The organism is Paenibacillus sp. FSL E2-0151 (genome assembly GCF_037993015.1).
Classification (GTDB): domain Bacteria; phylum Bacillota; class Bacilli; order Paenibacillales; family Paenibacillaceae; genus Paenibacillus; species Paenibacillus amylolyticus.
In genome coordinates this window covers 3,561,099-3,586,261 of record NZ_CP150308.1, presented here as the reverse complement: position 1 = coordinate 3,586,261, position 25,163 = coordinate 3,561,099, and the positions used below count along the sequence as shown (strand labels likewise).

Annotated in this window: 21 protein-coding genes; 7 read left to right on the top strand and 14 right to left on the bottom strand. The window is 43.4% G+C overall.

The window, feature by feature from the left end:
- Positions 1 to 33: 33 nt before the first annotated feature.
- Together MHI55_RS16265 and MHI55_RS16260 are read right to left on the bottom strand one after the other, a co-directional pair.
- Complete coding sequence (locus MHI55_RS16265) at positions 34 to 912, bottom strand: carbohydrate ABC transporter permease (RefSeq protein WP_017688354.1); 879 nt, start codon at positions 910 to 912, stop codon at positions 34 to 36.
- Between the two features lie 15 nt (positions 913 to 927).
- On the bottom strand, positions 928 to 1,812 hold the full coding sequence (locus tag MHI55_RS16260; protein ID WP_100527900.1) for an ABC transporter permease subunit: 885 nt from the start codon (positions 1,810 to 1,812) through the stop codon (positions 928 to 930).
- Between the two features lie 212 nt (positions 1,813 to 2,024).
- Between MHI55_RS16260 and MHI55_RS16255 the strand changes: the two genes are divergently transcribed.
- Together MHI55_RS16255 and MHI55_RS16250 are read left to right on the top strand one after the other, a co-directional pair.
- The gene (locus MHI55_RS16255; RefSeq protein ID WP_083684762.1) at positions 2,025 to 3,734 is read left to right on the top strand and encodes a sensor histidine kinase; all 1,710 of its coding nucleotides are present in this window, start codon (positions 2,025 to 2,027) and stop codon (positions 3,732 to 3,734) included.
- An 11-nt stretch (positions 3,735 to 3,745) separates the two neighbouring features.
- Complete coding sequence (locus MHI55_RS16250) at positions 3,746 to 5,386, top strand: response regulator (RefSeq protein ID WP_036615627.1); 1,641 nt, start codon at positions 3,746 to 3,748, stop codon at positions 5,384 to 5,386.
- Positions 5,387 to 5,542: 156 nt separating this feature from the next.
- Here MHI55_RS16250 and MHI55_RS16245 read toward each other — a convergent pair whose 3' ends face one another.
- The 6 genes from MHI55_RS16245 to MHI55_RS16220 form a co-directional block, all read right to left on the bottom strand.
- Positions 5,543 to 7,228, bottom strand: a complete 1,686-nt coding sequence (locus MHI55_RS16245; RefSeq protein ID WP_036615629.1) for an extracellular solute-binding protein — start codon at positions 7,226 to 7,228, stop codon at positions 5,543 to 5,545.
- 188 nt (positions 7,229 to 7,416) lie between these two features.
- On the bottom strand, positions 7,417 to 8,130 hold the full coding sequence (locus MHI55_RS16240; RefSeq protein WP_036615630.1) for a glycoside hydrolase family 16 protein: 714 nt from the start codon (positions 8,128 to 8,130) through the stop codon (positions 7,417 to 7,419).
- Between the two features lie 312 nt (positions 8,131 to 8,442).
- On the bottom strand, positions 8,443 to 9,147 hold the full coding sequence (locus tag MHI55_RS16235) for an ankyrin repeat domain-containing protein (RefSeq protein ID WP_076253123.1): 705 nt from the start codon (positions 9,145 to 9,147) through the stop codon (positions 8,443 to 8,445).
- Positions 9,148 to 9,157: 10 nt separating this feature from the next.
- Positions 9,158 to 10,666, bottom strand: a complete 1,509-nt coding sequence (locus tag MHI55_RS16230) for an S-layer homology domain-containing protein (RefSeq protein WP_076253122.1) — start codon at positions 10,664 to 10,666, stop codon at positions 9,158 to 9,160.
- A gap of 119 nt (positions 10,667 to 10,785) precedes the next feature.
- Positions 10,786 to 11,478, bottom strand: a complete 693-nt coding sequence (locus tag MHI55_RS16225; protein ID WP_076253121.1) for a response regulator transcription factor — start codon at positions 11,476 to 11,478, stop codon at positions 10,786 to 10,788.
- A 6-nt stretch (positions 11,479 to 11,484) separates the two neighbouring features.
- Positions 11,485 to 12,954, bottom strand: coding sequence for a HAMP domain-containing sensor histidine kinase (locus MHI55_RS16220; protein WP_076253120.1), 1,470 nt, complete (start codon positions 12,952 to 12,954; stop codon positions 11,485 to 11,487).
- Positions 12,955 to 13,157: 203 nt separating this feature from the next.
- Here MHI55_RS16220 and MHI55_RS16215 point away from each other — a divergent pair, with 203 nt between their 5' ends.
- Both MHI55_RS16215 and MHI55_RS16210 read left to right on the top strand, forming a co-directional pair.
- A complete protein-coding gene (locus tag MHI55_RS16215) occupies positions 13,158 to 13,985 on the top strand; it encodes an AraC family transcriptional regulator (protein WP_076253119.1) in 828 nt (275 codons plus the stop codon).
- 79 nt (positions 13,986 to 14,064) lie between these two features.
- Entirely contained in the window at positions 14,065 to 14,403 is a 339-nt protein-coding gene (locus MHI55_RS16210) for a cupin domain-containing protein (RefSeq protein WP_076253118.1), read from the top strand.
- Positions 14,404 to 14,533: 130 nt separating this feature from the next.
- Here MHI55_RS16210 and MHI55_RS16205 read toward each other — a convergent pair whose 3' ends face one another.
- From MHI55_RS16205 to pdxS, 5 genes are all read right to left on the bottom strand, one after another.
- Complete coding sequence (locus MHI55_RS16205; RefSeq protein WP_076253117.1) at positions 14,534 to 15,670, bottom strand: choline esterase; 1,137 nt, start codon at positions 15,668 to 15,670, stop codon at positions 14,534 to 14,536.
- Entirely contained in the window at positions 15,667 to 16,326 is a 660-nt protein-coding gene (locus tag MHI55_RS16200) for a TetR/AcrR family transcriptional regulator (protein ID WP_076253116.1), read from the bottom strand. The genes MHI55_RS16205 and MHI55_RS16200 overlap by 4 nt, the downstream gene beginning before the upstream one ends.
- 196 nt (positions 16,327 to 16,522) lie before the next feature.
- The gene (locus MHI55_RS16195; protein WP_101313825.1) at positions 16,523 to 17,371 is read right to left on the bottom strand and encodes a copper amine oxidase N-terminal domain-containing protein; all 849 of its coding nucleotides are present in this window, start codon (positions 17,369 to 17,371) and stop codon (positions 16,523 to 16,525) included.
- 166 nt (positions 17,372 to 17,537) lie between these two features.
- Positions 17,538 to 18,608 carry an ABC transporter substrate-binding protein gene (locus MHI55_RS16190; protein ID WP_036615655.1) on the bottom strand — a complete coding sequence of 357 codons (1,071 nt, stop codon included), beginning with the start codon at positions 18,606 to 18,608 and terminating at the stop codon, positions 17,538 to 17,540.
- A 242-nt stretch (positions 18,609 to 18,850) separates the two neighbouring features.
- Positions 18,851 to 19,735, bottom strand: a complete 885-nt coding sequence (gene pdxS / locus MHI55_RS16185) for a pyridoxal 5'-phosphate synthase lyase subunit PdxS (protein WP_200868523.1) — start codon at positions 19,733 to 19,735, stop codon at positions 18,851 to 18,853.
- Between the two features lie 147 nt (positions 19,736 to 19,882).
- Between pdxS and MHI55_RS16180 the strand changes: the two genes are divergently transcribed.
- From MHI55_RS16180 to MHI55_RS16170, 3 genes are all read left to right on the top strand, one after another.
- A complete protein-coding gene (locus MHI55_RS16180; RefSeq protein ID WP_076253115.1) occupies positions 19,883 to 21,373 on the top strand; it encodes a PLP-dependent aminotransferase family protein in 1,491 nt (496 codons plus the stop codon).
- Positions 21,374 to 21,433: 60 nt separating this feature from the next.
- A complete protein-coding gene (locus tag MHI55_RS16175) occupies positions 21,434 to 23,455 on the top strand; it encodes an ATP-dependent DNA helicase (RefSeq protein WP_076253114.1) in 2,022 nt (673 codons plus the stop codon).
- Between the two features lie 149 nt (positions 23,456 to 23,604).
- On the top strand, positions 23,605 to 24,132 hold the full coding sequence (locus MHI55_RS16170) for a DinB family protein (RefSeq protein WP_036615666.1): 528 nt from the start codon (positions 23,605 to 23,607) through the stop codon (positions 24,130 to 24,132).
- A 78-nt stretch (positions 24,133 to 24,210) separates the two neighbouring features.
- Here the strand turns inward: MHI55_RS16170 and MHI55_RS16165 are convergent, their stop codons facing one another.
- Complete coding sequence (locus tag MHI55_RS16165) at positions 24,211 to 25,152, bottom strand: family 43 glycosylhydrolase (protein ID WP_051447401.1); 942 nt, start codon at positions 25,150 to 25,152, stop codon at positions 24,211 to 24,213.
- Positions 25,153 to 25,163: the final 11 nt, after the last annotated feature.

The following is a 25,163-nucleotide window of genomic DNA, read 5'->3' as shown; positions in this document are numbered from 1 at the left end:
CCCTCAGCTCAGTTATCCTTGCATTTGCATAGCCTATTCCTTGACTGCTCCAATAACGATCCCCTTAACGAAGAATCGTTGTAAAAACGGGTATACCATCAGGATCGGAAGCGCGCCGATAAAGATCTGTGCTGCGCGTACGGTTCGCTGCGAGATATTCTCCAACATGGAAGGATCGACGTTGATTTTGCTGAGATCTTGCTGAACAATAATGGTCTGTAATAGAGAAGCAAGTGGATAATTTTTAATATCAGACATATAGATCATGCCGTCGAACCAGGAGTTCCACTGATACACCATCGTAAATAAGGACAAGGTTGCGATAGCTGGAAGTGAAAGCGGTACGTAGACCAGAATCAACGTTTTGATATGACCTGCTCCATCCAAATAAGCTGCTTCCTCAAGTTCTTTAGGCAGACCGCGGAAGAAGTTCATCATGAGAATAACGTTCCACACGGACAGTGCGCCAGGCAGAATAAGCGCCCAGATTGTATTCATCAAGCCAAGCTTCTGGATCAGAATGTAACTTGGAATCAAACCGCCGCTGAACAAAATGGTAAATACGAAAAACCACGTATATAAGGAGCGACCTTTAAAACTGATATCTTCCTTCGACAACGGAAATGCGGTTAAGAGCATGATGACCATACCAATGATCGTTGCAATTACAGTCCGTTTAAGTGATACGATCAAGGAGTTGATGAAGTTCGAATTCCCGAATGTTTTCACATATGCGTCCGTTGTGAACCCGATGGGCCAGAAGGTAACCAGGTTTGATGATGCTGGCGCCATACTGCTGAATGAAACAGCCAATATATGAATAATTGGTAAAATGCAGAGTATCGATAATATCCCAAGAAAAGTATAGTTAGCGATGCTGAATATGCGGTATCCTTTTGTTTTATAATACAAGCCCTTTTCTCCTCTCTAGAAAACTCGATAATTAGCTAGTTTGTAAGCCATTCTGTAAGATATAACAATCAAAATGGTAGCAACCACAGATTTGAACAACCCTACTGCTGTGGCAAAACTCATCTTCCCGTTCAGAATTCCGAGTCGATATACAAAGGTGTCAATGATGTCGCCTTTGTCATACACAAGTGGATTGTACAAGTTGAATACCTGATCAAAACCGGCGTTCAGGATATTGCCGATAGAGAGTGTCATCAGTACGATTGTAATCGGCATTAATGCCGGAATCGTAATGTGCAGCGTCTGTTTAAATCGGTTGGCCCCATCCACCTCGGCAGCCTCGTAGAGCGCAGGATTAATTCCTGAGAGAGAAGCCAGAAATACGATCGTACCAAAACCAAATTCTTTCCACACATCACTGAGGATCAGCGTTATCCGGAACCATGTACCGTCTCCCAGGAAGAAGATCGGTTCTCCTCCAAAGGCTACGACAAGCTGGTTGACCATGCCGCCCTGAGGAGACAGGATATCGAGCAGAATACCACCGAGAATAACCCATGATAGGAAATGCGGTAGATACACAAGCGTTTGACTTACTCTCTTGAATGCCGTCAAGCGTACTTCATTGAGCAAAATGGCAAACAGGAATGGAGCGAATAGTCCTGCGATGATTTTGAAAAATGCAATGACCAACGTATTCCAGATCACCTGACCTACGTCCGGATATAAAAATAAATATCGGAAATTGTCCCAACCCACCCATTTGGATTCAGAAAATCCCAAGTATGGTTTGAAATCCTGAAAAGCAATTACAATGCCGCCCATCGGTATGTACTGAAACACCAGTGCCAGCAATACAGCTGGAATGAGCATCATATGCAAGGTCCAGTTCCGTTGCATATTCCAGCGCTGTTTAACCCTGGTGGAGCGCCGTTTATGCGGCGTTTCTAACGTATGTTCCTTCACTCCTGCATCCCCCATGTTCTAAATTTTGTATTTTACAAGTCATCGTGAACTTGTATATTAAAATTATAGCAATGGAAATTTGTGATCTATATCCTAATATTGCAACAACGATATCAATATTTTAATAAGATTAAGGAGGTTGGACTTTGTTCACACGCTTGAATGTCTTTACCAAAATTACACTGTTGTTTGTGATGCTGCTTATTCTGGTGCTGTTTCTCTATACATACTCGAACCGGGAAAGCGTGCGTGTTATCGAACACGAGATTCAGAACAATACGATGAATCATCTCTCGACATTTGCTGATTCAGTAGAATCCAACATTTACCAACTGTCATTGTATGGGATGTCTATTGGGCAAGATTCGAGTATTCAGGAATATCAACGTCCCGACTACAAGGACATTCCCTATGAACGTGTGAAAGTTGGAAGTGCCATTCTGGAGAAAATGAATCTGTACAACGCAGCAAGCAAATGGCATTCGACCATCACACTATACTTCCCAAGGATGCAAAAAGTGATATCAACGGATTATTATGCTTACATTCCGTACAGGGATGATGAATTTAAGGAGCCTCTCTCGCAATCCTGGACCTATGCTGACAATCAGTTTATCTGGTACACTACCGATCCAACGACAGCGATGGCGAGACCTGGCAAAGCCAGATTGATTACCAAAATCAGTTTTCCAGTTCATCACTTAACTGCACTTCTTAATCAAAACAAGTTAAACAATAAGGGCGATCCATTCATGTTCCATCCCGACTATGGTTTAATCAGCAATAGCTCTGGAAAGGAAACCCTGAATGCCATCCTGCCCTCTCTGAAAGAAGCAACACTGCAAGCCAGCGGCGGATTCAGCACAACGTTGAACAAAACGGAATATTACGTCTCCTATATTCAATCCAAGAGCCTGGGCTGGTATTATGTTGACTATGTGCCGATGCAGCAGATTTTGAAACCGATTACGAGCAGCCGAAATCTTTTTTACGCTTCAATTGCCGTTCTGATCGTGATGAGCGTTGTTGTATTATATACACTCTACCGAAGTGTGCAGCTTCCACTCTTACAGTTGGTGAAAGGGACGAATCGCTTGTCAACCGGGGACTTTTCCGTTCGGCTGCATCATTCTGCACGCAATGAGTTCAGCCTGTTATTTGCACGTTTCAACATCATGGCTCAACGAATTCAAGAATTAATCGAGAATGTATATGAGGAGAAATTAAGAAGTCGGGAAGCCACGCTCAAACAGTTACAATCGCAGATTAATCCGCATTTTCTATATAACTGCCTGTTCTATATCAAGAACATGGCCCGAATGAAAAATGAAAAGGCCGTGGTAGCCATGGCACTGAATCTGGGGGAGTATTACCGATACATAACCAGGTCCGAAAAGGATCAAGCCACGCTTCGTGAAGAACTGACGATGGTCAAAAATTATTTGGAAATCCAGTCACTTCGTCTGGAACGAATGCATTTTACAATCGACGTGCCCCATGATATTTTAGATAAAACAGTTCCCAGACTAACCCTTCAGCCTATTATTGAGAACGCTATTATTCATGGTCTGGAGCCCAAATCGGTGGATGGTAAGATTAAAATCTATGCGGACTGCGAGGATGATGTGTACACGATTATCGTGGAGGACAGCGGGCTTGGTATGTCTGAGAAACAGCTTGATCATCTGAGGGATAATCTTCTTAAACCGCTGGATGAGAATATGGGATGTGGTACATGGAATGTCCATCAGCGTTTGTCTTTTCTGTACGGTGAAGGATCTGGACTATCCTATGAACAGTCTTCAATGGGTGGAATTAAAGTTAACATCACATGGCACGACAATACAGACAAGTAGGTGAACGACCCATGCTGCAAATATTACTAGTTGACGATGAACGTTCCGTCGTGGAAACGCTGGCAGAGACCATTCCGTGGGAAAGCTGCGGGATCGGTACAGTTCATGAAGCCTTATCCGGTGCAGTAGCGCTGGAAATTATGGACAACCACGATATTGACATTGTAATTACGGATATACGTATGCCCGAAATGTCAGGCATTGCACTAATTACAGCGATTCATGAAAAGTGGCCGCATGTGCAGACAATTCTTTTATCAGGTCACGCCGACTTTGAATATGCGAAACAGGCCATTGCACAGGAAAGCTTTGATTACTTGCTGAAACCTGTTAGTGATGAAGATCTCATCGAATCCGTGCAACGTCTTGTTCATCGAATTAAAGAAAAGTGGGAAACCGCAGCATCTCATCAAAGAGCCTTACACGCCTTTCAGGATCATCTGCCATTGCTTCAATCCACGATGCTGCATGAGTTGCTGACTGGAAAAGTCTATGATCAGAAGACGCTGGCAGACAAGCTTGATCTGCTGGAGCTTCCCTACTCCGTAGGAGAAGATCTCGGCATGCTGATTATTCGTATGGAGAAACATCTATCCGATATGGCACACGGCGACCTGGCTTTAATGGAATATGCGATATGTAATATCATAAGTGAAGTGATGCATAATCATTTTCATATCTGGCACACACGAGACGTGCATGATTACATTGTTGTTCTGGTAAGCATGAAACATTCCACAACGATGAGTTACAGCAGGAGTGAGACGCCTCAGACATTGCTTGAGCAGTATGCTGCCCAGATTCAAACCAATGTTCAGTTATACTTGAAAGGTGCTATCTCCATTTCGGTCTCCAGTTGGGGCAAGTTTCCCCATGAAATTGGAGAACTCTATGAGCGAACGGTTATGTCCATGCGTAAACGGATGGGTCAGGTGCAAGGTTTGTTTGTCACCGCTTCCGATGAAACGGATGCTAACCCTCTACATACGATCAGGTCGCTGTATCAGCCACCAACGTTGATTAGCCTGCTCGAAGCTGGTCGCTTTGAGGATGTGGAACAGAAAATCGAACACATTTTTGCGGAACTGCTGCATTCCAATGAACATCATGATATTGCCGAGTCAACCTTTGAGGTGTATTTTGCTATAGCGGGCGCGTTTGCGTACATCATTCATAAAAATGGCAAACAAATCTCTTCTTTGATTCCAGCAGAGTCCTATCGTTACTTTCAAGCTCCCAGCTATTCCACTGCGCAGCAGCTACAGGACTGGTCCGTCCGTACACTTCATTACATACGAGATGATGCTGAACAAGAGCTTAGAGACAATCACAGCACCATTGTGCGCAGCGTCAAAAGTTTTGTCGACCTTCATCTGGCTGGTGATGTATCACTGCCTGCAATTGCTGACCATGTGCATCTGCATCCAGTGTACTTGTCCAAGGTATACAAGGCGGAGACAGGTGAAGCACTTACTGCCTATGTGTACCGGTTAAGAATGGAGAAAGCAGCCTATCATTTGCGAACATCAACCGCCAAAGTGTTTGAGATTGCAGAACTTGTCGGTTACAACAATACCGCATATTTCATTCGAGTTTTCAAGAAATTTTATGATCTTACACCGCAGGAATATCGGGAAAATCTGCCGGTTTAAGAGAGTACACAGACCAGACTTGACGTTCTAGTAATCTCTCCGGTTTCCCCTTCTCCATATCAAATACAAAAAGGCATTGCCGGAGATCTTCTCCTGCAATGCCTTTTTGGTGCTTATGTGGCCGGGATGAATCATTTCAGCCAGCCCTTTGTCATCCTATTTTCCGCTTTTCACGGAATCATACCACTCGTTAACTTCTTTCGTAATCTGATCTCCGCCTGAAGACTTCCACTTCTCAACAAATGAGTCGAACGCGTCCACAGAGGTTTTGCCATATACAATTTGAGAGAAGGTATCCTTCTCCATCTTCGTCAAAATGTCATTGTTCATCTGCATCGTCATTGAAGGTGCACCGGTAAACATTTGATTGAACACGATATCCTTTTGATCCAAAACAATCTTGGCTGCATCAAGCATAGGTACTGGTACACCTGATTTGATTTTTTTCTCAAATGGTGTAGTTGCTTCTTCACCGCTTGCCAGCTTGGCAAGTGTTGTCATACTTAGATTGGGAATACGCGCTCCATCAAAAGTCAACGTGTACTTCTCGGGAGCATAACCCCCCGTAAGACTTGCATCGGTTGATGGTTTCCCATCTACCATAACCCAATCGTATCCTTCCGCAAATCCATGCTCAAACTCATCGCCCTCTTTAGGATTCGCATAGTGATCAAAGAGATAGTTCTGATAGGTGAAAAAGGCTTCCGGATTTTTCATGTCTTTGTTAATTAGAACTACGCCATTTCCGTTTGACGTACCATGTCTTCCTGCTTGACCGTTTGGACCAGAAGGAATTGGATACGCCTTGTATTCAGCCTCCGGATTGTTTTTCTTCACATCCTCCAGCGGCCAGGATGGCATCCAGTGAGGACCAACCACAATACCTGCTTTTCCGGCAGTAAATTCTTCAGCTGCTTTTGTCTCATCATACACGCCGGCTTCTTCCGGGATATACCCTTTGCTCATCCAGCTCTGTAATTTGGCCAAAGCCTGCTTTGCACCAGGTGTAACGGAACCGTATTCAAGTTTTCCATCTGCCGTCAGATTCCATTGGTTTGGCATTGTACCATAAGCGCCAAATACCCACCCAGCTTCTGACATCCATGTGTTCAGCCAGTTCTTGAAGCCAATGGTGAGTCCGTAAGTGTCCTGCTTCCCATTGCCATCCGGATCTTGATTCGTAAACGTTTCCATAATGACTTCAAGATCATCTATCGTTTTAGGTGCTTCCAGATTGAATTTCTTCATCCAGTCTTCACGGATCCACATGACAGGATCACCATTATAGGAATAGTCCAGAATCGGAATACCGATCTTTTTGCCATCTTGCATGTATGGATACCATACGGAAGGATCTTCGTTTACGGCTGCTTTCCATGTGTCGCTGGCATATTTGTCAAACAACTCGCCCGCATCGACAAATTTTCCGGACTCAATCAATTCACGCACCAGATTGAATTCGCCGCGATACGAAATAATGTCCGGCATGTCCGCATTGGAAGCAAGCGATAGACGCAGTTTTGTCTCAAATGCATTATTGGTGGATGGAGATATCCACTGGTTTTTCAACTCAATTCCGAGTTTCTCCTTGGCCCATTTTGTATGGACGTTGTTATCCTGATCCTCGCCTGACTTAAACTTCACGTCTGGACCCCATGGTCGTAAATACGTAATGGATACTGGTGGATCATACTTCCCATTTTTGAGCTCCAACGTTGTCGCTGGTGTACTCGATTCAGTTTTCTTATCGCTCCCGTTACTACACCCACTCAAGGCTGCAGATAGGGCCAATACACCGATCATGACCAAACTGCCTACTCGTCTCTTTTTACTTGTGTCCAACTTCGTTCCCCCAGTCTATGTAATGTTGCTTACAGGTTAATCATAATGAATTTTTGATATTTATGCCCATACTAATATTGCAACATTTATTGCATTAATTTAGGATATTGGATATTGAATACATATATTGAATAAATACAATACCAGAAAATAGAAAAAAGCAGCCGCTAACGGCTGCTTCAGTCTGCTTAATTACTCGTATATTTAACCCAATCGTACTCAGCATAGAGCGGATTAGCCCCGTTATAAGGACCGAGCCAGCTATCTACTCCTGTTCCATTCCACAAGTTCATCATGATTTTTCCGGGTGTTTTAGGAATATTGCTGGTTGCCGTGTGTTTCAATACACCATCAACATACCATTTGATATGTCCCGGCTGCCAGTCAAATGCGTACGTATGGAAACCTTGGGATGCATCAAAACCTAGATTGATAATCTTCTCATGATTACCAACCCCATTGGTATAATAATTAAACTGAACTTTGGTTGTGTCTTTTCCTAAAAATTCGATATCAATCTCATCCCATTGGGTGCCATGTGCGGGCCCTGTGTATGTGAAAAATGAGGAAACTACACCTGTGTTCTTGGCAGGTTTCATACTGACTTCATATAAGCCGTACCCATACGTATTCGTGGTACGATACTCTCCGCAATCAAACTTGTTCTGTGCAGAGCTGGTCAAACCAAGCTTAAGCTTGCCGTCACTTGTAAAATTAACATTGTTAGCCCTCCACGTACAGTTAAACATGTTCCCATTGGAATACCCATCCGCTTTTTGCCATGTACTTGCGTTAAAATAGGTTAGAGGTTCCCAGAACACATAACCCGCGAAAGCGCTTACCGAAAAAAACAAAGAGATGACACCAGTTACCGCCAAAGTATACCAAGACTTCCTCTTCATCACACACCTCCATGAATGATTCCAACATGTATAATCAGCGCAATAATAGATAGCGCTTACATGGTTGGTATTTCCATTTTATCCGGAAGCATGGTGGTAAACTATAGCAAACTTTAAAGCAGAGATATTCAATTTTTAAGATCTTCGTTCTTGTATCTAATCATGTCATGTTAAGACTATGCCAGTTTCATACACGTAAGATGGATTGAATGAAGCGCCTGCCCTTCAGCATAGAAGGAATCAGGCGCTCCATGAAAACCATTTTTACATATATCTCAACATGTTTGTTTCTTTATTCACCCTAAAAGGGTTCTATTTCGCACCAGCTCGTACCAAAATGGCTTCAATTTCTTTGAAGCCATTATTCTTCGCATGACTGAGTGGTGACACCCCATCACGGTCCGATATGTTTACGTCTGCTCCATGATTAATGAGTAATTGTATCGTCTCCTGCTGCCGAGCATTGCCATCGTTAAGAATGATCGCTTCGAGTAGTGCTGTCCATCCCAATTGATTCACATGGTCCACATCCACCGAAGTTTGAGTGAGTAGTTCTTGCACTACATCCACATATCCATGCTCCGAAGCTGGAATAAGTGCTGTCCCTCCATATCGATTTGTTATCGCTGGGTCCGCTCCCGCCTCGATTGTCAGCTTCAAAATATCCAAGTATCCTTCAGCACCAGCATACAGAAACGGGGTATTTTTCATATCGTCCTGTATATTCACATCTGCCCCCGCTTCAATTAACACTTTAGCCGATGTTAGATCATTATTGTAAGTTGCAATCATTGTAGCGGTTCGTCCACTCTGATCTTGAGCATTGATATTGGCACCTGCTTGAATCATTTGTTCGATGCGTTCAGTATCGCTGTCCTCTACTGCCTTGAACAGCTGTTCATCTGCTGAAGTCATGGCCTTTTCCTCCACGTTAGAGTCGTTTCTCATTTCAGGCACGCAACCTTGAACGATCAACATACTGCTTATCAGGACAACGATAATCAGCGTTTTACTCATACTGCCTCCTTTACTCCAGTGTCAAGGTGACCGAAGAAGCGATACTCCAATCCCCAACTGGGTTTATTGTATACGTAGTACCCGGAGTCAACTTTCCATCATTTGTTAGGTCGAATACACCCGTCGCACCTTTTCGACTTGAATATTTATAAGTGGCCGTCAGAACATCCCCGCTAGGTGAAGTTAACGTTACACTTCGACCAGAGAACAGTTCATCCCCAGGGTCCTGGTCAAGTGTAACTTCAATGGAGGTTTCGCTCACTGCTTGAGCACTTGCAACCACTAGTGGATCAAACGATTTCGCCGTAAATGAAGCATTTTCGATGTTGGCCCAATCCGAAGAAACCGTATATGTGACACCTGATTTCAGCGTTTGTCCCTCAGGCAAACGGAACTTCGGTTCTTGTTTGCCATCTGTGGATTGCGTGAACGGAACATATCTGGCAACGATAGGCTCGCCACCTTCTGGCGTAATTACAACTTGTCTTGCCTGCATGGAAGAGATGATCTGATACGTTTTGCCTCCTGCTTGCTCTTGATCATTCAGCACGAATGCATTAGCTCCTCGACCACCACTGTAAGCCGAAATGATGTAACCATAATCCACGACACTGTTCACTTGCAATGCTTCAATCTCGAATGTATCATTCGTTACTTGACTAACCGTTGTCATGTTTATTTTCGTACCACTGCCTTCAAAGGAACCAGCGTCTTGGCCTTTGTAAGTCAGGTTGTACACTTCACTAGCATCTTGTACGGACGTTGGAACGATGTAAGTCGCGATTGACCCTGTTTTCAAACGGGGCATATTGGTTAACGTCAACCCGCCACTAAACGCAAAGTCCGTTTGTGCCTTGGCAAAAGCTTCATTCGCTGCTGTCAGCGGCTTGTCAAAAGTTACAATTAACGTAATGGCATTCAGTGATCTAACGCTCTTGATTTGAGCTTGCTCCGAAGGAATAGCTTGGTGTGCAGTTTGCAACAGCACTGCTGTTTCGCCGCGCGTTGCTGTACCGTTCTCGGAGTAGAACTCGCTCATCCAATGGTGAACGGACTTTACATCACGTTGCATCGCTTTGGATACGACCTGTTCGAGTTCAGCATCCGACACTTGAGTTTGCGGATTGAATTGTCCATCGTTAGCCTGCATGATGCCAAGTTCAACAAGCTTTGACGCATATGGCGCATACCATGCATTCGGATTCACATCCGTCAATTCTACGGTTTCTCCCCTCTTGCTCTCCAAATTAAACGTTTTGAAAACCAATGAAGCTAACTCCGCACGAGTAATTGCTTGATGTTCACCCATAGATTGATCTGCATACCCGTTCATGATCCCCAAGCTATTGAGATCCTTGATAGCAGCTTCAATCTGTTGTTGATTAAGCTGTGTGGTTGTTGCCGCAATGTTAGTAACGTATGTAGCTGCATGTACTTGATTCGCAGTTAACGGGAACACTGCTGTACCTAATGCAGTTATGGTTAGAAATGTAGCGATTTTGCGGGTTGTAGAATTCATGGTTGAATTCCTCCTCTATAGGTTGTAGTTGCCTGTATCTATAGAATAGAGGACAAAAAGAAACTCCCAAGGCTAAAGTTATTAACAAAATATAAACTGGCTCTAAATTTTCACGAAACTTATGCAGTAAACCGGTAGCCTGCACCCCAGACGGTTTCAATATACTCCGGATTTTTGGGGTCTGTCTCCAGCTTGCCGCGTAGTTTGCGAATATGGACAGTAACCGTTGCAATGTCTCCGGTGGAATCCATGCCCCAGATCCGCTCGAACAGATCTGATTTGCTGAATACACGGTTGGGATGACTCGCAAGAAATACAAGTAACTCGAATTCCTTGGTTGTAATCGCCACCTCTTCTCCATTAACAAAAACGCGGCGTGATCCTTTGTCAATGTGAAGCCCGCGAATGTGGATTTCATCCTGCTCAGCTGGTTTGTTTTTGCCAAGTAGTCTCTCGTATCGGGTCAAATGAGCCTTTGCTCGTGCAACCAATTCACTTGGGCTAAACGGTTTTGTAATAAAATCATCCACTCCCAGATTAAATGTCCTGATCTTATCGATTTCTTCCTTTTTCGCGGAAACGACAAGGATGGGTACCTCCTTCACCTCGCGAATGCGCCTGCAACATTCGAAGCCGTCGAGTCCAGGAAGCATCAGATCAACAATGATCAGATTATAGTCCCCCTCCAGTGCCTGCTTCAGACCTCCATCTCCAGTATGGCAGAGATCCACGGAAAATCCGTTGAGCTCAAAATAATCCCGTTCCAGTTCCGCAATCGTTGTTTCGTCTTCAATGATCAAAATGTTTGCCATAACTCATTAGTTCCTCTCTTCATTCAGCCGTTTCAGTTTGATATATATACTCGTGCCATCATTGGGCTGGCTTTCTGCCCAGATAAAGCCCCCATGTCCATCAATGATTTGGCGGGCAATTGCCAGCCCGAGCCCACTTCCGCCCGTTGAGGAATTCCGGGATTGTTCTGCACGATAGAAGCGTTCAAATATATAAGGCAGTGCCTCTTCAGGTATTCCCCTGCCATTATCTTTAAAGCCCATCGTAATCCATTTCTCATCAGCTTGAAGTGTAATCTCGAATCGTTTGTGTTCATTCTCCATGTATTTGAGTGCATTATCCACCACATTAACAACGGTACGTTTTAACTTCTCCGGATCCACAGCAGCCATAGCGGGACCAGACACCTGGTTATTCCAATCCAGGGCAACACCTTTGTCCTCCAGATCATATCTCAGCTCTTCGATGCTATCTTCAAGGAAATCAGCGAGATCAACTGCTTTAAACAGGAAAGGCTCTTGGTTCAAGTCGAGCTTGGAATACAAAAACAGTTCATCCACCAGCTTATCCATGCTAACTGCTTTGGAGTGAATGATATTAACATAACTCTCCATTTTCTCCGGAGTATTAGCCACGCCGTCACGAATACCCTCAATATACCCTTTGATATTGGTAATCGGCGTACGGAGATCATGCGAAATGTTGGAGATAAGCTCTTTGCGGTTCACTTCGTCCTGCTGACGTAACGCATAGGAGAGCTGTAATTGATTCCGCATGCTCTCAAACGCTTCGCTAAGTTGACCAACCTCGTCATTGGAGTTTAGCTGAAGTTTAAAGGATAGATTGCCATCCTTAATATGTTCGGCTGAACTTCGTAGTTGATTCAAGGGTTTAATGAAGCTGCGCGTGATCCAGCGGAACAAGAGCAGATTTGCAATGATGAGGACGCCAATAAGCAGGAATGACATCACAGGCAGCAACTTGCGAGTAAGCTCCGCAAAGGGGCTTCTCTCACGAATGACAAAGATACTCCCCCGTTCCCCATCTGAATATTGAAAATCAAATTTTGCATACGCGTAAAATCGCTCACCAATATTGAAGGTGCTCCGAATCTGATAATTGTTAAGATCATAGGCAGGCAGTGCTTGCTTCAGTTCTGGCTGGTTGAAGGTCAGTGATTCGAAGATCTGACTATTCTCTCGTCTGATATAGAGCCCTGACTTCTCAGCTCGAAGCTTCATATCATATTCACGCAGCAAAACCTTGTTCTGCAGGTCGTCCGGGTCATTTTTGGCCAGAAACTTCATCTCTTGAAAGATCGATTCTCCCTGTTCAGTCAGGGGGTTGATCTGATAATGTACCTTGTATATATCACGGAAACTCTGTAGATCCCCTGTGGCCGCAATCGTATACAGACTTGCCGTAAGCAGGATGAACAGTAGACTTATAACAAGCATGCCCGTAAAGGACAGCAGCATTTTTATTCGAATTGACATGGGTTCCCCTTCTCAAGCAAACAATTGGATTAGTTAGTGCACATGTTAACACAAGATGGATTCTATTGCCCATATGTAAAAAAGAGCTTTCTTTTTCATTATATATGTTGACAGTGATAATCGTTATCAATAATGTTGGAGTAAGGTGCACAACGATTTATCTTAGAATGACTGGCAAACACTTTTGAAATGAGGTACGTAATGTGAAAGTAGACGTTAATCAGTTAGCAGCGCATTTTGCACACATTCCTTTTCAAGTAGAAGGCGTATATCGATATGCTAGAAATCCAGGGGTTCCCCAGGCTGACTATACCGATTCTTTTCCTGGATTTGTATTTCCTCTTACAGGAAAAATACAATTTCAATTTGATGGTACACCCTATATTTTTTCACCAGGAAAAGTTGTACATGGGGGCGCGAAAATGAAACTGGATCAAACCGTGTTTCATAGAACGGACTGGGAATATATCCTCGTTTTATACCGAATATGTAGTTCGGACCTCGAAGAGACAAGCTTTTCCCATCAGCATTTTGAATTATCAACGGGTCAGTCTCCACGTCTGATCGAATTAATCATGCGTCTTTGGCATGTGTATAACCAGCGTGGAGGTATTTCAAAGTTTCAGACCGAAATGCTGTTTCGCGATGTACTGAATGAGACCTTAATATGTGTTGATCATAGGCAAAACAGTTGTGAAACAGATGTTTTATTCGAACGGATCTCTACCTATATCCAAGAATACTATGATCAAAATCTGACTGTCGGATCGCTTGCAGAACAAAATAATATTAATCGAAATCGACTTTCCTACGTGTTTAGAAGACATGCAGGTATGGGTCCAGCAGAATATGTATTGAAATATCGTATAAACATGGCACAACAAATGTTATTGGCAAGTGATGCGTCTGTACAACAGATTGCCGAGACCGTTGGCATTGCTGACCCCTTTTATTTTAGCAGAGTGTTCAAGAAACAATATGGTATTTCTCCTACGGAGTATCGTCTGAAGTTCATCAATAATCCATCCTGATTTCAATAGGCATCCATGTTATACCAAAGCTTAAATCAGTATACTGAACATATAGGATTAATACACAGGAGGAATGACGATGCACTATCAAGCTATTAAATTAAATGAGGAATTTTCGAAATTAAACGATCTTTGGTCTCCGAAACTCATTGGTGAAATGAATGACTATCAATTTAAGATCGTTAAGATTGCTGGAGATTTTGAGTGGCATGTTCATGAGGAGACTGACAAGTTATTTTTTGTGCTCGAGGGGGAAATGATAATTGATTTTCGTGATGGGCAAGTGAAGATTTCCAAGGGCGAGATGTATATTGTCCCTAAGGGAGTCGAGATCAAACCTTCCGCCGAAAAGGAATGTCATATCATGTTGATGGAGCCTAGAAGCGAAGTAAACACTGGCGGGACTAAGGCCGAATAAGCGTCAGTTATTGGAACCAGGAAGTTAATTTGCAATATCAGAGAGCCGATAACCCCGTAATGGGGTTATCGGCTCTGCGTCTGTACGGCTAGCTCTTCGACATACATTAATCAGCAAACTCTCGGTTATGTCACTTGTTGCTGGTCTTCCTGATCAATTCCACACCATCGTATGCCAGAATTTCCACACTTGCTGCCTTCTGCAGTATGTAATGATCAAAAAAGTTCTTCGCATAGTCTGTAACAATATTTCGCATCTCCATAACATCCCGTTCACCTCTGAGTTCCTCATTAACACTGGTAAACACGATGTCACAGTAATCTAAATGTGCAACACGATCAACTGAGAAATAATAGGTTTCCATGCTATTGTTAGCGCCAATAATCGCATTCATATTATAGTTAGGTTCACAAAACAGGAACAAGAAAGGTTTCTTAAGATCGCTGTCAAGAAGTCCAAACGCACCGCTATCCAAACCAATCCCGCAGGTGAACCGGTCATCATCACGGCAAACCATCGCCGTCGTAGGCCCTCCATAGGAATGTCCGACTATACCCATGCCGATGTCAAGCAACAATCTGCCCTTAAAGATGGAATTCAGCTCTCCAGAGTCCAGTTTGTAAAGATAATCGGCTACATACCTTACATCTTCTGCCTGTAATTCACTATACTCTGTTATCTTGGAAAGTATCGGTAGTGCAAGCACGTTACGGCACATCTCAATGGCAGTTTCATCGTCAGGACGCATCTCCATCTTACCAGCCAACGCCAGCATCTCCGGATCTTCACCAAACGCTGTAATGACATCCGAAAAGTCCTTTGATACATTAAACAGGCGCCCATCTTTACGTTTATACATCGTGCTATTCTGATGGCCGATGCTTACCACAACATACCCCATGCTTGCCAAGTCTGTACAGAGCACTGTCCCCCATTCTGGAGATCCGCCCCCGCCGCAAACATAGAATAACACTGGATAGCGCTTTTCCTTCCCGGAAAGAGCAAGGTCGTCGTAACACTGGGTCTTGATATCTATAGAGAAAACATCCTTCAACGCATTGACAAGTGGCTGCTCATTAAACATCTCGTAGACTTCAGGAAACATGTACGTTGATGTAGTCTTACCTTCGCTACTGTCAGACGGATAGTACACAAAAGCGGTCAGTTCTCTTTTGGAGTAATCTGATGCCGTGTACTCAAAATCCATCTGGGTTCGACCGACAGTATAGCCCCCAATTGGTTCTGGAAATGCGTCATAGGTTTTCATTTTCTTTCCCCCTTAAGATCGCTAACCATTTCAGAATATTTATGATCTTCAAGCAGCCCATGACCCATAAATTCAGCAAAGTACTTGCTGATCTTATGTTGCAGCTCAGAGTCCTTAATATCGAATTCCCTAAAAAACAAGATTAAATTAAGCTGCATTGACTCAAACATAAAAGAGATCAGATCGTCGTCAACATCCGGTCGGAGATATCCATCAACCCTCATTCGGCGTAAAATGTCCTTGATCATGGGGAATGACTCGCCCTTTAACACATTCACATATACTTTCAGCAAAATGTCCTCAGGAATATATGAAAATGTTTTAGTCAGTTTGATTTCCAACTCATTCAGTGGCTCGGTCACCATGCCATTAACGTTACCAAATAAGCCAGTAAGGAAATAGCTGTAAAGGGAATCTTCATTACTGTTACTGAAGTATGTAGCTCTTTTCTGGGTCACAATACGTATTAAGTGACAATAAAGGTCATCTTTGTCTTCAAAATACCGATAAAATGTTCCGGGGTGCATGGACAAACTATCCAAAACCATCTTCATAGTTATATCCTCGTAAAGATTATCAACAAAAAGATGCATAGCGCTATTCGATATTTCCTCGCGCCTTGCTTCGTCTAAACGAAAGAAAGTATTTTTTGGCATAGACTACTCCTTAATGTATAGTGTGAACTGATTCACACTATACTGATAATAAATTCACAAGTCAACTAGTTTTGAAAAGATTCGGGAAGAAATATGCAAGAGCCGCTGATCACTCTGATCAGCGGCTCTTTGAGATGTTTGTATTAAAATCAGTTGGTGAGGGATGAAATTCATGAATATCGGATCAGATATCTATTCAACGAGAAAGGACTTCAAGTACTTTACCACTTCCATCTTCAATAATACGTATACTGTTGTCATCGATGAGTTGAATGGTACTATCTGAATTCAAAATTTCCTGCTGGTCCGTTACCCCGTGAGCAATGGATTTGCGAATCAGACCTTTATTTTTGAATACCAAGGTGTAAAGATCGTAGTCTTCCGTTTTTCGATTAGTGTGTTCAATGATGACAATAAGTAGATTTTGGGGACTCCTCTTGAAATTTATTTTAAGATCATGAGTATTCACATTCATGTCCTTGATCCCTAAGGGTATCAAACTCTTTTGTCCAGTAGAAGCATTCGTAATCTCAAGGTCTCCTTTTGCAGTGCGAATGACATAGGTGTAACCCATGTTGCTGCCATAAAAAGTATCAGTATAATTGCTCAATCCAGTCACGGTTACCTTGTTCGTTTTCATATCTTGATGAGTCACTTCCCCGTCCAAAGCAGATGCAAGAAATCTAATGGGTACATAAAGGTGACTAATATACGACACAGGTTCTGTGCCCATATCTACTTTTTGACCATCTACCTCGGCAATGCTGCTTCCCAAGTGCACAACAATATGCTTCTGACTGCTCTTCAGTACGGCCGTATTATCATCTTCCATCCCCCACACTAGGCCTGCCTTAATACCGAGTGAGAAAAAACTTCCGTAAGTGACTCCATCCTTGATTAACGTCTGAACATGGTTAATACGACCGTCTGCCCACTGAATTTCCAAATCAACATATTTGGATGCTGCTTCAGATTTTTGCGCCCCCAATGGTAATAACACCGACATCACTAATGCAACGACAACTACTTTTTTCAAATGCTTCATTCTCACAGCGATTCACCCACTTCATGTAATTTTTAATCTTACAATAGTAACGTTATGTTCCAATAAAAGTTTGATCAGCTTTAGACAGGAATTCGGTCCCTGATAAACAAAAAAAGCCGCTAAAATAGCGACTTTTAATGGTACTATGTTTTTGTCCTTGGCTTCATTACAACTCGAGATCATCAGCGAGTCCTTCAACACCTGTGAAGATGGAATCCCCGTAACCCCAGAAGTTGTTGAAATCGATAATGTAGATTTTTTTGTTTTTAACTGCGTTAATGTTTTGCACCTGCTTGTTGGCAAGCAGCTTTTTAATCGTTTCTTCTGGATCAATACCACCTGCATACCTCGAAATAATCATTGCATCTGGATTAATCTCGATTAACTTCTCCAGACTGAGTGTGCCAGTTTCATTAATCAGCATATTATGCATATTGATTAATGACATTGCACTTTCAATAAACGTATCACCATTTCCGTTGTAAATTCCAATGGTTCCATCACCATTATCCGAAAATGATGCATAGTTGATCGTTTCAGAGCTAGCTCGGGCCGACAAGGCATTCTCGCGTGCTTTAAGCGTCTCAATATATGCCGCTGCATTGGCTTGTACGTTGAATATCTCACCTAATTCAGTAATATCCTGATACAGACTATCTAACGATGCATCAGGAACACTGGTGCTTTGTACGTACGTTTTAATCCCCATATCATTCAAGCTGCTTACTGTACCAACACCCCAGTCCGCATCCTCAAACAATCCACCACGCCCTACAACCAGGTCAGGCGTAGCCCCTATCGTCACTTCCTTACCTACATAGCCTTCAGCAAGCACAGGAATTTGTTTAAACTCGTCAGCAATATCTTCAGGTACACTACCAAACAACGCAGCTACACCTACAAGTTTGTCTGTCAAACCAAGGCGAATCATCAGCTCGGCTGCACCTTGGGTATTGGCAACTACTCGTTCAGGTGCCTTGTCAAACGTTTGATCCTTCTTCACCCATGTGCCGTTCTCTGTTGTATAATTTGAAACGGTTACCGGGTAAGTTGTTTCAGCAGGTGCTGAAGTCTCTGCATCCGATGTCTTCTCATCTGTTGCAACATTTTTCGCTGCTTGTTGCGAGTTATTGTTTGCCTGATCGCTACCATCACTATTATTGGAGCAGGCTGCAAGTACAACAACAAGTGCAGCAATAAAACAAAATAACATTCCTTTTTTAAAGTGTGTAGACATTTAATTCTCTCCCTTTTGAATCCTTAATTTTCTATTTATGCATTATGTAAAATAGTTATTGTCAGTATACAGCAAATGTCGAATCTCGTAAATGATAATTATAATCATTCTCAATTGATGAAAATAGGACATTCTCCTCTCCGTTTTTTTCTATTGCTTTCGTCAACAATAACAAAAAAGCCGATCCAATTTATGATCGGCTTTGCTTGACACTATTCATACTCCAGTTGCTCTATCTGCTCTTACCAACCGCGGTTGGACATGCGATCTTCTGGAGCCAATTTAGAAATTTCGATCCCTTTCATCGGGGCGCCCAAGTTTTTGGATACTTCAGCAATCAGTTTGTAATCGGTGTAATGTGTTGTAGCTTCAACGATTGCACGAGCGAATTTCTCAGGGCTATCAGATTTGAAAATACCTGATCCTACAAACACACCGTCTGCTCCCAGGTGCATCATTAATGCTGCGTCCGCCGGAGTAGCTACACCGCCTGCTGCAAAGTTAACGACAGGAAGTTTTCCATTTTCATGAACTTCGCGCAGCAACTCATAAGCTACACCCAGATTTTTGGCTTCAGCGTACAGCTCGTCTTTGGACATATTTTGCACTTTGCGGAGCTGGCTGTTAATTAGACGCATATGACGAACTGCCTCAACAATGTTGCCCGTTCCAGGCTCACCTTTTGTACGAATCATCGATGCACCCTCACCAATACGGCGAAGAGCTTCTCCCAAATCTTTGGCTCCACATACAAATGGTACAGTAAACTCATGTTTATCGATATGGAACACTTCGTCTGCAGGCGTAAGAACTTCACTTTCATCGAGATAGTCCACACCTAGGGATTCAAGCACTTTGGCTTCTATGTAATGACCGATACGTGCTTTGGCCATAACTGGGATAGATACAACCTTCATAACCTCTTCAACGATGGTTGGATCTGCCATACGAGCTACACCGCCAGCAGCGCGAATATCGGAAGGTACCCGTTCAAGAGCCATAACAGCTGTTGCCCCTGCCGCCTCAGCAATTTTAGCTTGCTCTGCATTCATAACGTCCATGATGACGCCACCTTTTTGCATCTCAGCCATTCCTCTTTTTACACGATCTGTACCTGTTTGCATGATTGTAATCCTCCTAAGTAACTTTTGGGTGGTTTTCAATAAAGGCATCGCTCTAATCTATGATTTAGTATAGAATGAGAATGGTCATATAAAAAGATCCAATATTTTTGGTTTTTATTGTACCACTTCAATGATAACTCTGGAGGTCCTATGCAATTTCATGTAGCTTACAGTTCATATTTGAACCGAAAATATACCAAGATGAAGGCCCTCTATCATGCCATTCGTGATGCAATTCATGAAGGTAATCTTATACATGGCGAGAAGTTACCCTCTACTCGAGAGTTAGCCGCGACGTATCACATTTCCAGAGGAACCGTGAATCAGGTCTATGATACGTTGACTGCTCAAGGTTACATTCATTCAGAGCATGGAAGAGGAACCTTTGTTGCTTATCAGTTGGACTTAAGCAATGATGCATCCACCGAGAAAGCTTGTACGCATCACTTATCCGCCTGGGGAAATCGTATTCAGCAGTTTGAACAGCAGTCGATTCAAACAAATACACCGTCCAATGCTCATACACTTGATTCCAGAATGAATAGCGACGAAGTGATCGACTTTAGCAAATATCAACCTGATTTCTCCAAGTTTCCTTACGATGAATGGAATAATCGATTGTATGCAGAGATAAGGCAGCGTGAGCATCACCTGAAAACAACCTCTGCCATGGTTAGTTCAACCGGGGATCCGAAATTGAGAGAAGCCATTGCTGCCTATCTTCGGAGGATGCGGGGCATTCAAGTTGATCCGGATCATATTGCAGTAACTGCAGGCTCCATGCAAGCTATAGCTCTACTCACTCAATTACTTGCAGATCCTGGGGATTATGTAGTGACAGAGAGTCCTTGTTATGTCGGGATTTCTAAAGCCATATTGGCTGCGGGTGCAAAGTTGATTGAAGCTAATCTCGATGGTCAGGGCGTTGTGCCCCAGGACTGGGAAGCACGTATGATGTTTGTCACGCCGTCACGACAATTTCCTACTGGTGAAATGCTCAGTCTGGAACGCAGACAAACCTTGCTGGACTGGGCACAGCGAAATGATGCCATGATTGTTGAGGATGATTATGATAGTGAATTCCGATATCGCGGAATGCATGTTGAACCACTGAAAACACTCGATAAAGCAGGACGTGTAATCTACCTGGGTAGCTTTACCAAAACCTTGCCTTTAGAAGTACGACTTGGTTATGTGGTTCTTCCCCCTACCTTAGCAGATACCTTTAGAAAGGCACAGGCATTATACGAGCCAAGACCCGTCAACCTGATCGAACAACGGGCATTAGCTGCATTCATGACAAGTGGTCAATATGAACGTCATCTGCGCAGAATGAATCGATTATACAGTCGGAAATTCCATCTGTTACTCAAACTTTTGAACAAGCAGCTCTCTACATGGTTTGATTGGGTGGAGAATGAAGCGGGTCTCCACGTGTTTGGCTGGTGGCGAGGTAATGTGACCACTTATGAGGCCTTTCGGGAATCAGCTCGGTCACAAGGTGTGGTATACTCAGAAGTCAGCAGTTCAACGTCTGTTGGTACGAAGTATGGTATCTATTTGTCTTTTGCACATTTGTCAGATGAACAATTACAGGAAGGCGTATCCAGATTAAAAAATGCCGTTACAACTGCATTGTGAGGTAAATCGTCTCCAAAATGTAGTACAAGAAGATCATCATTCGGAAGAGGGGCGATCGTTATGAATTGGTTAAATGAACTTTATAAAATAAATAAGCAGGAACCGGACAAGGAAATCGAACGTTCTTTGGTTAACGCCATCTTCCGAATATATGACCGGTTCCCCCGAATTGGCCTTAGAGAGCGGATCGGACAGCAAGAAATGTCTCTCGATATCGCCGATGCTTATATCCATGGGCATAATGCCATGATTGAAGCTGGTGTCGGAATCGGTAAGTCTTTTGCGTACCTGATCCCAAGTCTGCTCACGAATCAAATGTCTCAGAAACCAGTCATTATAGCGACATCCTCCATTCAGCTCTCGGAACAGATACATAAAGATTTAAGGATTATTGGTAGTCGATTGGGATTCTCAACGGTTCGCTCCGTCGTGGGAAAAGGCATGGGTCAGTATGCCTGCCGAAGTAGAGCAGCGGAATGGATCAATCTTGATGATGCAAACTCCTCCGTGTCTACCCTTGCGCAGCGCATATTAGATTATGAAATTGATGAAAGAGCCGATATTAAAGCTGGGGTTAGTGATGCCGAATGGTCCCACGTTTCCGTGAATGATTGCAAATTTGAACGTTGTCATCATAAAACTGCATGTTTGTTTTACGATATGAGAGCGAAATTAAATGCAAAAGCTCACGAGATTGATTTTATTATCGTGAACCAGGACTTGCTCATACGAGATTTGATGAAGAAAAAAGAAGGAACCAAGAGCATCATCTCAGAACAGCCTGCTCTGATCGTCATTGATGAAGCGCATAATCTGGAAGCAAAAGTTCGGGATGCCAGAACACTCGAGTTCACTTATCGGGGAATCTGCCGCATTCTGGATAACACGGTGCAGCTTCTAACGAAGCAGTCCGGGGATAAAAGTCTCTTCTCACAATCCAAGTTCATCAAAAACTGCGCTGAGCGCATCTTCAAACAGGTAAACGCGGATCTGCTCCACCATGCCAAGCAGGATAACGACCGAATCAAAGTGTCGGAAATCAAAGGAATACCGTTAAACCAAGTCTTAAACGATTTAAAAGATCTCAGTCTGCGACTTTCCATTTTGACCTCACGCCACGAGCGGGAGATCGATGACGCTTTTGAAGCCATCAACGGGCTTATTACCCTCATTCGTGTCTTATCTGAAATTGAGGACAACTATCTTTTATGGGCAAGCAGCCCCCTTAGAGTAACCACAATCAGCATCTGTCCCAAAGATATAAGCCAATTTCTGAAATACGCTTTATTTAATGGTAAGGTACCTGTAATCCTAACATCAGCAACGCTGTGCCAAGGCGGGGATACGCTGGAGGAACAATATTCTTATATGACGCACTCCCTTGGTTATAAGGGAGATTTCTTAGAGCGCCAACCCTCCCCTTTTGACTACACCAACCATGCCACGATGTACATTTCGAACAAAATTCCATATTACCAACATGACCAGCGCGAAATCTATCTTGAAGCAGCTTATAAGGAATTGGTTCAACTCTGTAATCTAACTCAAGGAAGAACAATCGTCCTTTTTTCAGCAAAAGAGGACATGAAATACATTCACAAAAAGTTGATCTCAAGGGCTAATGAATATACGTGGGCACTCCATGTTCAAAAAGAGGGATCATCACAGGACAGTGTCATCGCCGATTTCAGGAAAAGCAAAGGTGTCCTCCTGGGTACTGGTGTATTCTGGGAAGGCGTGAATATCGAGGGGTCTGACCTGTCGCAGGTCATTATTTTCCGTCTGCCCTTCCCTGTTCCATCGGATCCTGTATATGAATATAAGGCATCTGTAACGGAGAATTCGTTCATGGAGGTATTTGTACCGGACATGCTTCTTCGGTTACGGCAAGGAACGGGTCGTTTGATTCGAAGTGAAACGGACCTCGGCATACTCAGCATACTTGACTCTCGTCTCAGCGCAGCGGCCAAAAAGAGTTATCGGGAACAGGTGCTGGACACGTTACCGTTCAAAAAACTGACAGAGGATTTTGCGGTTTTGGAGAAGTTTGTCCAAAATAAAGGAATACGACGTACGGATTAGAAGTGGAATAACACGTAACCTTGAAAAACTGCCTAAATTACATGAAGCAGCCCTTCCACCTATCAAGCGGAAGGGCCAATTTAAATGCTGGAAGTAAGATTTATGCTACAATATATTCCAGATCTACGAATCCCAAAGGAGGCATTACTATGGTTGAAAGACCAACTACAGAGGAATATGCAGCTTATTATAAAGGGTACATCCAGCTTGTTCCTGAAGGGAACATCATCGAACGCTTAGAGCTGCAAGCCAATATCATACCAACTTTGCTCTCTTCATTGACAGAGGAGCAAGCAAATTATCGGTACGCCGAAGGCAAATGGAGCGTGAAAGAGGTCATCGGTCACCTTTTGGATAACGAACGCATCATGAGCAGCCGATTGCTTCGCATCGCCAGAGGTGAGCAAGCGAATCATCCCGGCTACGACCAGGACGTGCTTATGCAGACCCACCCTTTCAATGCGTATACCCTGGCCGATTTGAGCGAAGAATATGCCGTCACACGCCGCTCAACCATTCTTATGCTTCGTCGCCTCACCCCGGAAGCATGGCTCTGTAGAGGGATCGTCAGTGATAACACTGCTTCAGCTCGATCGATTGCATTTGTTATGGCTGGACATGAGCTCCACCATTGTTCAGTACTTCGCGATCGCTATTCGTTGGATTTGAAATTATAAAATTCATCCAAAAAGACTTTGAACCTGCATTCGCTGTAGGATCAAAGTCTTTTCTCATCAGTCGTTTTATCGTTCAAATTATCGTTCAAAATGAATCCGATGTGCGTCCTCTCGCAAAGATAATGTGGAATAATCATTTAGAATCGGAATGTCCCCATTGAATTCAATGGGCAGTACCACATAGCTGGACTGAAAATAATCCGATCCGTTCCAGCGATCTGCAAAATACAGATACTCCTCCGCTGATCGTTTCAGCACAAACGCTGGTTGCGTTTGGTACGTCGTTTCATCGCCAAAATCGCTGAGCATCCCCCATGGACCATCCATCGTATTAGCCATCGCGTATTTCCCTTGATTGGGAGCCCAACCCGTGCAAAATGAGGTCACCATATAATACTTCCCTTTCCGTTTGAAGACGGCTGGCGCCTCCCGATACTCCCCCTGCCACACCTTTCCGATAAGACTTTCGACATTAAGGTAATCTTCCTGCAGACGATAGATGTGCAGGTCTGCATTGTCTCTGGCAGCTGAAATAAAATACGTTGCCCCGTCTTCGTCCTGAAAGAGCGTGCAGTCACGCGACATATACCCGTACGGATTAAAGCTGCCATGATACACGAAATGACTATCCGGAGAATCCGATGTGGCAATGGCGCATGCGGCATCGTTGTAATTGTTACCATTCTCATAGTGAGCCCAGAGTACAAACTTTTTGGTCACCGCGTTGAAAAGCACTTTAGGCCGTTCGAGATTTACTTTTCCACCTTTATCGTTCACTAATGCCAGATTCGTCCGAACTCGAATGGGTGCAGCTGGTGTAGAGGTGGTCAAGATATGGTTTCGAAACTCCCAGTTGAATAGATCTTTGGAACGGTAACAACTCACATATATATCGTCTCTCCGATCTTCGCCATACCAGTAATAATAGTCATCATGGAATAACATATGTCCACCATGAGCATGGATTGGATTACCGCTTGAATCATTCCAGATGCCACCATTGGTTAATTGATTATTCACACCGTTACCTC